This is a genomic window from Micromonospora sp. NPDC049048, from assembly GCF_043197615.1.
GTDB lineage: Bacteria > Actinomycetota > Actinomycetes > Mycobacteriales > Micromonosporaceae > Micromonospora.
On record NZ_JBICTM010000008.1, the window covers coordinates 1 to 12,456 of the forward strand.

A 12,456-nucleotide genomic window follows, 5' to 3' on the forward strand; every position below is an offset into this window, starting at 1 on the left:
CCATCTTCCGACGCCAACACCAAGCCGAAGCCAAGATCAGCCACTACGCCCGACAAGCCCTCACCGAGCCCTGAAACGGATCTCCTGCTGGAGTATTAGACGCTCGTTCTTACGACCGTTCTGGATACCAGCCGCGCGAAGATTGGCTATGACGGTCTGCTCGAACTCTGCACCACCGTTGGAGGCACGCTCTTCGTTTTCGCTCGTTGCGCCATTCTCTTCGACAGCGCTGCCCGCGAAGGCTAGCGACCGATGGGGGGACAGGCTCTCGACGGTGAAGGGGCCCGCAACCCGCACCTTCCTTGGATCTTCGTAGGGCCGGTCGTAGAGCAACTCGTATTCGGCGTGCCGGCGTATAGCTGCGTCGATTTCCGCCCGACTCATCCCCTGTCTGATATCAGGGTTGTTTGCAATTGACTTAAGCGTGATGTGCTGAACCCGCTCGTAGACAAAGCCATGTCGAATGTCGTTGGTCGTATTCGCTGGTGGCAGCGGCAATCCGGCCAGCTCGCTTTCCTTGGCGCGGCCCTCGGCCGAATCGGCGAGAAGATGCCACGGGAAGCGAGCTGCCATAATCCGCTGACGAGCAAGGGCTAGAGAGACGCGCGAGGTGTCGATCGTGATCCAGCGCCGGCCCCATTGTTCGGCGACGTAAGCGGTCGTTCCGGAGCCGCATGTTGGATCTAGCACCAAGTCCCCGGGATCGCTGCTCATCAACATGCAGCGCTCAATGACTTTGGTGTTCGTCTGGACCACGTAGATCTTCGGGTCAGCTCTACTCTGGATTCCACCGAGATCGTTCCAGGAGTTAGAGAGGCCGAACGCCGGGAAGTCGTCGAGGTAGCGAACATAGGATAAAGTGTTTCGAGAAGCGGCCACTCGTCGTGCAGCAATCAGGCGCGCCATCCCTGATTCGTTCGTCTTCCAACGGCTCTGCATAGTGGGCCGAAAGGTTTTCCCGTCGATTTCAACTGGGAACCAAGAAGCCGCGCCTTCTCCCTTCGCTCGCCCTTGGCTCTGACTAGTCAGATTATCGAGCCTGAAGACGCGGCTGGTTGAAGGTAGGTCGCCAAAACTCCGGAGTGGATGACGAGTGCCGTCCGCCAATTCCACTTGATCATACTTTGATGCGCCGGCTCCTCCGAGCGACTTGACGGTGAACAGCTGGCGCCACTTAACGCTCGATCGGTCTTTTGCAAACCACAGCACATAGTCGACGGTTCCGGGTAGCAAGTCGCTTGTTGCGCTGCTAGTCGTTGTGTAGGAGATCTGGCTGACAAAGTTGTCGCTGCCGAATACTTCGTCGAGGAGTGATCGAACGAGGTGGACGTTCTCGTCGCCGATCTGCACGAATATGCTGCCGGATTCCGTCAGGAGCTGTCTGGCTACGGTGAGCCGATCACGCAGGTAGGTGAGGTACGAGTTGATGCCGTACTCCCACGTGTCGCGGAAGGCTTTGATCTGCTCGACCTCGCGGGTGGCGTCCTCGAGCTTGCCGTCCTTGACATCGCGCTTGCGGGCCGACACCTGCCAGTTGCTGCCGAACTTGATGCCATACGGCGGGTCGATGTAAATCATCTGGACCTTGCCGCGGAGGCGCTCCCGCTCCGCGAGGCTCGCCATGACGTTCAGCGAGTCGCCGAGGATCATGCGGTTCGACCAGTTGGCCTCGTGCTGGTAGAAGTCGACTAGATCGAGCTCGGGCAAGCCGTCGAAGGCGTCGAACAGGGTCAGCTCGGGCTCTTCCTCGGGCTGGGCTGACGTCTGGCGGAGGTTCTCGATGAGCACCCGTGGGTCGATTTTCTCCTGGATGTAGATCGGGGGAGCGTTGCCCTCGAGGTACTCCGCCAGGTCCTGCTCTTCCTTGCCGCGCCACACGAGCTGCGGGCTGTAAAGCGGCCGCGGGTACTTGAAGACGAACGGGTTCTCGATCTCAGGATCCACAAAGTCGTGTGCGTCGGCGGTGGGTAGGTTCGTTCGCTTGTCGGCGTAGGTGATGGCGTCGACGGGGGTCGGCCCGGTGGTGGCCTTCTTCCGCGGTGGCATAGGTGCGGGTTCCCTTCGCAGGATCAGGCGGGCAGGCCGATGATCGGCCGGTCGGCGTACAGATTTTCGATGGCGGTGTGAAGCACGGCGTGCGCGTCAAAGGGGTTGCCAACCTCGATGTAGCCCCAGCGGCCAAAGTCGCCGCCGTTGTTGACGGCGGCGCACCACTGGTTCCGGGCGGTGTCGGCCTTGGCCCAGGTGGGGCCGGGCGACTTCCGGCCGCCGGACACCTCGACGATGAGCGTGCGCTCGACGTCGCCCGGCTCGGTGACAAGTCGCACCAGGAAGTCCGGCACATACTCGTGGCTACGGCCCTCGAACACGTACGGGATGGTGAAGCCGAGCCGCTCGTTTTTGACGTACGAGTAGACCCGCTTGTCCCGCTCGAGCATGTCGGCGAGGGCTTCCTCCCAGGTGTTGCCACGCACCCCGTCGAGAACCACGTGGTTGAGGTGCGACTTCTCAGGCGGAGGATCCATGACAGCCTTGCGAGTCAGGTAGCGGACGTCGTCCGTTGACCCCTCACCGTCCATGCGTCGGACGACCGGCATGAGTACCGGGGTGCGGTTGTCCTGCAGCCGGATGATTGAGGAGTAGACCTTCTCCGCGGCCCGGGCGCACGCCTGCGTCAACAGCAGGTGGCCCTTCGTCACCTCGGGGTCGGTCGTGACCCACTGCTCCAACCACTGCTTGCAGATGTCGACCAGCTGGGGGAACAGCCACGGCCGTTCGACACCCGCGTGCGCCGCGAAGTACCGCTCTTCTTCGATCAGTCGCTTCGCGATCGAGTAGGCGATGCGCTGGGGACGTGCGCGTCGGATGTCCTCCAGATCCGTGTCACTGGCAGCGCCCACGACGCCCTGGCTCTGCACCCACAAGGCGACCTCACGCTGATCGAGATGCAGGCGGGACTCGGCCGTGAAGTCGGCGTGCAGCGTCTCATCGGGCAGTTCGACGCGGTAGCCGTCCAGCTTCGGGAAGCGAATCGCGAGGTGTGACCGTTCGGGCAACGCGCGGACCTCGACCGCCGGCCGGGTCAGCTTCGGCTTCGGCATGGCCCGGTCGCTGGGGATGAACGCGAACGGGACGCCGTACACCTCGGCGTACTCCGGCTCGAATCGGCCCTCGGCGTTCACCGCGTAGCTGCGCCGGCGGAGCCCGCGCCCGACCACCTGCTCGCAGAGCAGTTGGCTGCGGAACGGTCGTACACCGAGGATGTGGGTGACGGTATTGGCGTCCCAGCCTTCCGTGAGCATCGCGACGGACACGACGCAGCGGATGTGCTCTCCCAGCTTGCCTTTCTTGCCGATGGTGTTCATCGCCTCGCGCAGCAGGTCGCCGTCGGTCAGGGAGTCGACGTCGGCGCCAGGGTTTCGCAGCCGATACGCCTGCTTGAACGCCTCGATCTCCCGAGCGGCGTCCTTGCGGAACTCCGGACCGAGCGGGCCGCCGGATTCCAGCGCTACGGAGTCGACCAGGATTGTCCGCTGGCGGGGCGTCCACACGCCGTCATCGACATTGCTCAGCAGTGGCAGGTTGCCGGCCGCGAGTCGCGTCGACCCGTCGGGGTGTTCGACCTCGCGGCCCGCGATCCAGTCGAACACCCACTTCGACACGATCGTGTTGGGGCATACCACGATCAGCACCGGCGGAGGTTCGCCGGCCGCGGCCATGGTCTCCTCGTACCGTCGGTGGTTCTGTTCGTAGCTGCGGTAGAGGCTGCGGAGGGCGCCTTCCAGCGTCTCTGGCATGACCCAGCCCTGTGGCCCGAAATCCACGCCCTTGGTGCTGCGACGCTTAGGCAGCGGCGGCTTGATGTTGTCCCAGAGGTTGAGGTACACCGGCTGCCGGGTGGCCGCGTCGTCGTCCACGGGTACTCGCGGGATCTTGACGATGCCCGACTCGATGGCGTCCATCAGCGAGAAGTCGCTGACGACCCAGGGGAAGATGTAGCCCTCGTTGTAGCCGGAGCCCTTGAGGTAGTAGGGCGTGGCCGAGAGGTCGTAGACCGACTTGATCTTTGTCTTGCGGCTCAGGTCAAGCAGGCCCCGGAACCACACGCGGGCCTCACGATTGCGCTCCTCGTCCTCCCGGTCAGCCTCGTCGTCGGGGTGCTCCAGGAGCTTGTCTTGATAGCAGTGGTGTGCCTCGTCGTTGAGTACGACGATGCCACCCTCGGTAGAGCCAAAGGGGCGCAGCACGCGGTCGGCGACCATCTCCGGGGTTTCCCGGAAGGCATCGGGCATGTCCGGTCGTCCGCCCCGCAGCAGCTTGCGCGTGTTGCTGGAGACGCCCTGGATCTCCTTGGCATCCCTGGGCAGGAAGGTGTGGTAGTTGACGACCTGGACCTGAGCCTGAAGCAGCGGCTCCCACAGGTCCGATGGGACGAGGTCCCGCTCGCGGTAGTAGTTGTCGTCCCGTTCGGGGTGGAGGACGCCGAGGCGGTCGCGGATGGTCACTCCCGGCGCCACGACGAGGAAGCGCTTGGCGAAGCGTGCGTCCCGCGGCGTCATCACCTTGTTGATGGTCTGCCAGGCGATCAGCATTGCCATGACCACCGTCTTGCCGGACCCGGTTGCCATCTTCAGCCCTATTCGCGGCAGCGCGTCGTTGTGTAGCTGGTTCTCCGGCTCCAGGCGTCGCCGGTAGTCGGCCGTGCCGTGGCGGCCGGCGACCTCTGCGAGGAAGATCGCGGTCTCGACAGCCTCGCGCTGGCAGAACAGCACGGCGTCGTCACGATGTGGGCCGGGTGCCCAGTGCGCCAGCAGCTTCCTGGTGTACGGCGTGACGCCGTTCCAGTTGTTCGCGCGCCAGCGCTCGACGGCAACCCGGATGTCATTGATGAGAGAGTTCGACTCACGGCGCTCGCCGGTGACGTCGAAGTCGAAGGCCTGCTGAACGGCGCCCTTACGTCCCTTCTTGCTGACAGGGACCGGGATGAACGACTCGCTCGGCCGGCGGCCGGGGAGGAGCTTCCCGGTGGGGCCGTGTTCACCGATCTCGAAGTGGTGCTCGGGAGGGTGATACGGCGAGTTGATGATCGGGTTGCTGAGGTCCTGGGTGAGCGTGGAAGGGTCTGGCATGTTGGCACCTTCGGTGGATGCTGGTTCAGAAGCAGACGGTGGCTGGAAGCGGGATCAGTGGCCGGAGACGCGATGCCCTGCCAGGTGCGCGAGCACGGCTTGGTTCGCCTCCCAGCCGTCGGGAAACTTGACCGGCACGTTGAGGTGAACCGGCTCGCTCGACGGATGTGCATCGAGTAGCTCGGCGATCCCCGCCCGAGCCACCACGATGCAGGCCTGGCGGTGCCGAGACGTCAGCACACAGAGCCGCCCCGATTCCAGGTGGAAAGCAGTGGCGTCCCGCCGTCCTGACAGCGGGTGCAGCACGATCGTCACGTCGTATTCCCGGCCCTGCAGCCGGTTGGCGGTGTCGACGGTGATGTCTGCTGCGGCCGGGCCGAGCTGTCCCCGGATCGCAGCGACCTGGTCACGGTGGGCGGCGCCGATCGCGACTCGGTCCGCGGTGACCGACGCACCACCAGGTTCACGTTCCGAGACGGCAACCGCTCCCCGCTCCAGCACCCGCCGTGCCAGGGCTGCACAGGCCGCGACTGCCTTGGCGTCGGTCCGTAGCGTGTGCCGGGCCGGGAGTTCGTAGAGCGCCCACCCGGTCGACGCCGCCGTCTCCACCGCCGCGTCAACCGGCCGGTGTCCGAACCCTGAGGTGGTGAGGGACAGCGACCGTTCGCCCGGGTCTGTGCCGGCCTGGAATCCGGTGAAGGGATAGAAGGCCTCAGCCACAACCGGTGCCGCCGAGGGAGGCAGTCGCCAGGACACGGGCAGCCGGTGTACCGGCAGGTCGGGGTTGTGCCGCAGTAGGGCCGCCACCGCAGACAGCATGGGATCCCAGGTCAGTCCGGTCCACCGCTCGGTTTCGACGGTCGAGAACGGGTCGAGCTGGCCGGGGTCGCCGACGAACAACGCCCGCTCGAATCGGCCGGCCACGCGCAGGAGAGCGTCAGACCGCATCTGGTACGCCTCGTCGACGATGGCCCAGGGCCAGCAGCCGTCGGGCACCACCGCCCACTTGGCCGCCGTACCGATGATGACGGACGGACCACCGAGGTCGGCTACCTTGGATGCGACCCGAACGGTGGGGTATCGCTTGATCCGATCGGTGGCCGTGTAGTCGGTCGCCGAAAGCCGGCCAATGTGCAGCTCCGGCGCCTTCTGTGCCAATCGGTCGATCAGGTCGTCGACCTGCTCATTGGTCTGCGCGATCACGATCAGCGGCTCGCCGCCTCGGGCCAGCTCGACGGCGGCGCGGACGACGAGGGTCGACTTGCCAGCCCCGGGAGGCGAGTCGACCACGACGCCACGGTGCAGGCCAGACTGGAGGTCTGCCAGCACATCGGCGATGACCCGTTCAGCCTGGACCGACGGTGGGTCGGCGGGCGCGTCCGGCAGGAGCAGGGTGGTCATCGTACTCACCGCCGCGCGGCGATGTCGTAATCGAACTGCCGCAGCCGGTGACGAGCGATGTCGAGCTCGCCCGGCGTGAAGAGGGATTCATACTCGGGCTTGACCACGAGCGCCTCCACCGTCAGGTCGAGTCGCTCGCGCTCCCACAGCGCCGCGAACCCGTCGGACACCACCGGGCTGGCGAGCAGCTTCTTCGCGGTGGCCAAGCCACCGTGCTCGGCGATCATTCCGAGGAAGTAGGTGGCGTTGTAGCCAGCCTCGCGCCGCGCGGCCTCGTACACCCCGCGCATCGCTCGCTCGAAGTCCGCGACCGTCCCGTGGTCACCGCCGGCCTGTGCCGGCACGACGGACGGCGCGATGGTCGCCCTGGCTTCGGAGTCCGAGTCCTCGCCGAGCGGCTCACCGTCGGCGTCGCTAAGTCCCGCCGCGTGCTCGTTGCGGCGGGCCACGTAACCACGAAGAGCGTCGACCGAGGTGAAGACCTCGTAGCCGAGCTCCTCCATCCGAGCCAGCTCCGGGTTGGCGTCCAGCTCCAGCACGACCGGGTTCCCCAGCCCGGGCTGCAGCCCGTCCGGCCAGTAAGCCTCCGCCACACCCAACACCCGGCCGGTGGCGGGGTCCGCGATCTCGCTATCGAGGGCTGGCTCCGCGCAGCCCGCGTTGACCAGCTCCTCGACGAGGGCCTTTACCTGCCCGGCACGGACGTCGTCGGCCTCTTCCTCGGCGACAACCACGACCGGCCGCAGCGGCTCGGCAGCCGGCTTCGTGCCGTCCCGCAGGCCCGCGAGGAAGCCGTTGGCGGCGTTGGCCAGCAGCTCCCGACGGGCGGCAAGGAAGTCCAGGTAGCGGTCGGGCCGCCAGAGCTGCGGGTCGGTCGGGATCCACTGAGATTCCAGCGCACCCGGGTGCTTCTGCTGCGTCTCGGCGAAGTAGTCCTCGGGTGCCCGCTTGCCGATCGCCAGGTTGGTCTGCTGGGTGAGGAAGGAGAAGTTGGCGACCGCGTTGACCTCGGATCGGCCGTAGCCGTGCTTGTAGAGCAGCGCCTTGGGAAAGATGTGGTGCACCTGCAGCGAGGTGAGGTGGCCCAACATCTCGCTCTTGAGCTCCAGTCCGGAGCCGAAGTCACGGGCGCCGAGCACCCGGGTGAGCAGGTAGAGCAGGGGGTAGAACCGGGAGCCCCGGCCGAACCCTTCGAAGTCCTGCCCGTCGATCGTCAGGTTGCCGCCGCGCCAGCGGGTCAGGCTGGTGATCAGGCCGCCGATGCCACCGCGGGCGACCGTCTCGTAGTCCTGGGTCAGGATCGTCTCGGTCGAGCCGGCGAAGCGTCCCCACAGCGCCGCGTGGATGTACCAGAAGAGCATCCGGTCACGCTGCATGGCGTCGGTGAACGAGCCGCCGTTGAGGTGCAGGAAGCGGGAGATCACCGGGAAGGCGTAGCGGCCCATCAACACGCGGTCGTGATCGAGGCCGAGCCGACCCGAAATCACGTCGAGGAACCCGCTGATGTAGCGCTCGCTCGATGCCAGCGCCTGGGCAAAGTCGGCCGACCCGACCCCCTCCAGGGACTCGAACTGGGCACGCCCGGTCGCGACGGCGTTGACGTTGCGGAGCAACCAGTCGAGGTTGAACTGGAATCCGGCGGTCGACCAGGTGCCCAGGTGCTTACGCATGGTCGAGCGGGCCTCGGGCCAGTCGGCGCAGATCTTGGCCAACGCGAGGTCACCCTTGGAGAGCTTGGTACCGCCCGAGTTGACCCGGTTGAAGATGTCGACGACGACCTCGACACCCTTGTCCGCTCCGGTGATCTTCTCCTGGTGGAACTCGCGCTCGAGGAGATTGCGCAACCGGCTCAGCCGGGTCATGTACGTAACGATGCGGGGCGCCACGGACGGGTGGGCGTTCAGCTTCCCGATCTGCGTTTCCAAGCCCTCGACGAAGAGCGCGGTGACGTCGACCCAGGTGGGGTCGTCCTTCATCTTCGCCGGCGCGTAGAACTCGAAGGTCTCCTCCTCGACGTTGAACCGCAGGCCGGTGAAGGCGGCGGGGTCGCCTTCGAAGAACGCCGGCGGCTGACCGCGGACCACGCCGTACAGGGAGGTGATCCGCTGCTGCCCGTCGAGGAGCAGCAGCTTCACCCCGCCGCCGACGTGGGTGTTACCGCGTACGGAGCCATGGTCGGCTTCCGTCTCCCACACCAGCAGCCCACCGACGGGGAAGCCGAGGTAGAGCGAGCGCATCAGGCCGCGTACCTGATCCCGGTTCCACACGTAGCCGCGCTGGAATTCCGGAAGCAGCACGGTGCCGGAGTCGATCTGGTCGAGGATCGTGCCCAACTTGCTCATGTCAGCTCCCCCACGGATCTGAACGCTTGGTCATCGATTGCTGGTATGGCCGGTCAGGGTAGATCAAGACCACTCCTCGCGGGCGTCCTCCGACGTCGGGGAGGTGTCCTCGTACGGGGCCGGTGGCCCGCCATGGGTCCACGGCGTCTCGTCGCGAGACGGGAAGGTGCCCGGAGGCATGAAGGAGTCGGTGAGCGTGGTGTAGCAGATCCGCTGTCCCACCTCCGGCACGGTCCCGGGGGCCGGGGTGAGTGCCCGCCCCATCCCGCCGGTCAGTTCCAGCACCACCGCGGTCGTACCGTCGTCCTTCGGCGCCACGGACATCACCCGAGCCTTCTGCTGCTCGGGTTGTTCCGGGGAGTACAAGGTGGTGCCGGGCGTGACGAGAACCGTGTCGGCGGTGGTCACGGCGATCCAGGGGCGCAGCACCCGCTTCTTCCCGCTGCTGTCCACCCGTGTGGGGTGGGCCGCCGTCACCTCGCCAACGAATGCCTCCCCGGTGAGCCGGTACTCGGCCATCACCATCGGGTCGTCGTAGGCGCGTTGCACGTCGTACGAGGCCAGAGCCCGCTCCATGTGGTGCAGCTTCCTGGCCGCCGCGACCGCCCCGTCGCGGCGGGGCTGCGGAATCCCGCCCTGGTCCAGGTACGCCGTGAAGTTCGTGAAGGCATCCCGGTCATCCGTCCAGCGCTTGGCCACGTGGGCGCCTGCGGGCAGCTCCCGCAGCAGCGAGATCGCCTGCCACATCAGTCGCCAGGTCGGCTCGAGCTGGGACCGAAGGAGGTATTCCAGCTTGGCGCGGGATCGGGACACCTGCGAACCCGTGGTCACCGCCCGGTCGTATGCGGCCATCGCCGGGGCCAGCTCTTCGTTGTCGAAGGTGGGGTCCGTGGCGGGACCCGCCGGCGGCCAGGTCATCGGGTCCTCGGCCGCAGCCGCAGCCTCGGCACCCGTCATACCCGACGGGGGCGTGATCCAGGCGAGAAGCGCGGCCAGCTGCGCGTCTTCGAGTGGGCTCTGCCCGGTGGCCCAGTGCATCGAGAGAGCCTGGGTCATCGCCACCAGGGCCGACGAGCCCGGGTGCTCGGCGCGTTCGGCCAGGTACGTCAGCCATCGGCCGAGCAGGGGCACCGACGGGTCCACCGGGTAGTCGCCGTCGGTGCGGCGGAACCGCGTGGAACGCCCGAACAGCCGGGTGAAGCCGACTCCGCCCGGGTTAGGTACAAGCAGCTGTGGCGCGTCCGCATAGCGGTGGCGGGAGGTTTTGCCCTTGCTCGTCGCCTCGACGGTCCCGTGGAAGCTGTTGATGTAGGGAACCACGACGCCCGCCAGGTCGGCCGCGAAGGCGAACCGCTGGTCGCGGTTACGCGGCTGCGGCACGATCAGCAACGTCGGGTCTTCCGGGTCGTCGCCCACCATTGCCGCAAGCGGCGCATTGGCCTCGCCTGCCATGGTGAGCGGAATGAAGACCAGGGGCCGGTCGGCTATGTGCACGTGACGGACGAGGGTGATTCGCTGGGCGATGCCCTCGACCACAGCCTCGGCCCGCGCCAAGGTGGTCAGGGTCGTCATCCGGCGACCCCGCTCATCAGCTCGGCCCGCAGCCGTGCGGCAGCGCGCAGCAGCTCGGCGGCCTCCTGCTGGTCCTCTGCGGGGGCAAGCTGGCTGCGTGCGATGGCCAGCGCCGTCTCCACGCGCTCGATGCCGCCTATCTCATCCCGAGCGGACTTGCCGAGCGCGGCCGTGCTGCCGCGAGCCTCATGCCGGCAGAAGTACGCAAGCTCGCAGCTCGCCAGGCACTCCGGCGAGTACCGGGCCTCGACGGCTTCGAGGGCAGCGACCAGCGAGGCCGGCGAACGGGTGGGTACTCCACGCGCGTCGGGAGCGAAATCGAAGCTGAGCGTGGCCGGAAGGCCGGCCAGGAGCGCGTCGATCCGGGTCATCCGGGACAGCTGACGGCGCAACACGGCGAGCTGCTTCCGCACGTCGACCCGGACCGCCATCGGTTGGTTGGAGAAGTCGCGGGGGCAGACCAACACCACATCGTGCGAGACGATCTGCGGGCCGTACCCGGCCTCGCCGAGCAGCTCACGCATGGCCAGCACGTAGACGGCGGCCTGGATCGCCGCGGCAGCCACCTTGCCCGGATCGCCCTGGCCGTCGATGACCGCGAAGGACTTGATCTCCACCACGTGGAACTGCCCATCGTGCTGGAACGCGATCAGGTCCGGTTCCAGGTAGGCCTGCTGGCCGGCTACCTCAAGTCGAAGCAGCGGATGGTCAAAGAGCGTGCCAGCCCCGTCGGCCTGGGCCGCCGCCCGGGTGAGCAGGGCCCGCGATCGGGCGTACCGAACGTCCTGGCTCTCGCGGCCCGCGACCGACTCCAAGTCGTCGTAGGAGACCTCGGGAATCTCGAGGTCGAGCCGTTCCCGCAGCAACTGCAGCAGTTGGGCGCAACCGTTGGCCTTGACCTGCGCCTCGAAGGCGTTGCCTCGAGTGATCGCGAACTGCGACTGACCGAAGCGGGCCGGGTAGTCGATGTAGGCAGCCAGGCGCTGCTTGTCGACGCCGGCGCAGTCGAGCACCGCCCTGCGCGCGCAGCCCGGGTTCGTGGTCAGGGCGGCGATGGTTCGAGCGTTGTGGCGGCTCGCGGCACCGCCACCGCGGATCGCGGCCAGCCGCTGACCGACGTTGGTCATGCCGTCCCCCTGAGTACGCGCAGCTTGCTGCCGAAAAGCTGCTCGGCCTCGTCCATCTGCCGGCGGGCGCGTTCCGCAGCCGCCTTCCGCTGTGACTGGTCGGCCGCCGCGTGCACGTCGAGCTCGGCCTGAGCGGCCTCCATGACGGTGGCCGCGTCTACCCCTCCATGCGGTTCGGCTGCCCCTGGGATCGTGGTGGCAAATCTCCAGAGCAGCCGAGTGACGCCCGGATCCTGTTCAGACATCCTGGTCGCCCGTTCCGCCACTTTGATGGCAGCTGTCAAAAAGTCGACACGTGGGCTCAGCGGTCCGATGATGCGTCGCTCGAGTGGCCAGGTGGATACGGCCAGCAGGCCGCGGGCCGGCGCCAGGTGATCGGCGGTCAACGCGGAGCAGAGGTAGTACGGCCGGGAGTGCCGCGCTGTGCGGAAGGATCGCTCCTCGTCGCGGCGCAGGTGAGTGAGCTTGCCTGCCGCGATCCCAGTAGCTCCGGCGCCATAGAAGGCGGCGTGCACTTCGGCGATCAGCTTGGGCGCGGCCGGCACCGACAGCAGGGTGAGCGCGTGGTGCACCTGCTCGCGCACCGGCACCAGCGGCGCGTCGTGCTTCGCGGCCGAGGCGTCGTCCTCTGCCGCGTCGGCGAGGTCCGTGAGCGCCCTCTCCCATTCACCTTCGGCGGCTCGTAGCTCAGCCCGCATCGCTCGCGCTCGGGCGGTGTCGCGCGCGATCACCGCCCGGCGGACCGCTGTTCGCAGGTCTTCAATCCGACGCTCGAGGTTTTCTATGGACTCGGCCACGAGGAGCATGGTACAAGTTCCAGTATTTTCCAGCAATCACCCGTCGGGCGGGTTGTTGGTGCAGGCAACAATACTTACCGTCGGGCCT

At 66.9% G+C, this 12,456-nt stretch carries 7 protein-coding genes; all 7 read right to left on the reverse strand.

Annotation, left to right across the window (positions count from 1 at the left end; genetic code table 11):
• Positions 1-60: 60 nt before the first annotated feature.
• The 7 genes from ACGFIG_RS23890 to ACGFIG_RS23920 all read right to left on the reverse strand — a co-directional run bounded on the left by ACGFIG_RS23890 (position 61) and on the right by ACGFIG_RS23920 (position 12,377).
• The gene (locus ACGFIG_RS23890; RefSeq protein ID WP_393006340.1) at positions 61-2,046 is read right to left on the reverse strand and encodes a site-specific DNA-methyltransferase; all 1,986 of its coding nucleotides are present in this window, start codon (positions 2,044-2,046) and stop codon (positions 61-63) included.
• 23 nt (positions 2,047-2,069) lie between these two features.
• Positions 2,070-5,129, reverse strand: coding sequence for a BPTD_3080 family restriction endonuclease (locus tag ACGFIG_RS23895; protein ID WP_393006342.1), 3,060 nt, complete (start codon positions 5,127-5,129; stop codon positions 2,070-2,072).
• Positions 5,130-5,183: 54 nt separating this feature from the next.
• The gene (locus tag ACGFIG_RS23900) at positions 5,184-6,530 is read right to left on the reverse strand and encodes an AAA domain-containing protein (protein WP_393006344.1); all 1,347 of its coding nucleotides are present in this window, start codon (positions 6,528-6,530) and stop codon (positions 5,184-5,186) included.
• A gap of 5 nt (positions 6,531-6,535) precedes the next feature.
• Positions 6,536-8,872 carry a DUF262 domain-containing protein gene (locus tag ACGFIG_RS23905; protein WP_393006346.1) on the reverse strand — a complete coding sequence of 779 codons (2,337 nt, stop codon included), beginning with the start codon at positions 8,870-8,872 and terminating at the stop codon, positions 6,536-6,538.
• Between the two features lie 63 nt (positions 8,873-8,935).
• Positions 8,936-10,444 carry a hypothetical protein gene (locus tag ACGFIG_RS23910; protein WP_393006348.1) on the reverse strand — a complete coding sequence of 503 codons (1,509 nt, stop codon included), beginning with the start codon at positions 10,442-10,444 and terminating at the stop codon, positions 8,936-8,938.
• Positions 10,441-11,571: a hypothetical protein gene (locus tag ACGFIG_RS23915; RefSeq protein ID WP_393006350.1), complete on the reverse strand. Its 1,131-nt coding sequence runs from the start codon at positions 11,569-11,571 to the stop codon at positions 10,441-10,443. Before ACGFIG_RS23915 ends, ACGFIG_RS23910 begins: the two co-directional genes overlap by 4 nt.
• The gene (locus ACGFIG_RS23920; protein ID WP_393006352.1) at positions 11,568-12,377 is read right to left on the reverse strand and encodes a hypothetical protein; all 810 of its coding nucleotides are present in this window, start codon (positions 12,375-12,377) and stop codon (positions 11,568-11,570) included. The genes ACGFIG_RS23915 and ACGFIG_RS23920 overlap by 4 nt, the downstream gene beginning before the upstream one ends.
• Positions 12,378-12,456: the final 79 nt, after the last annotated feature.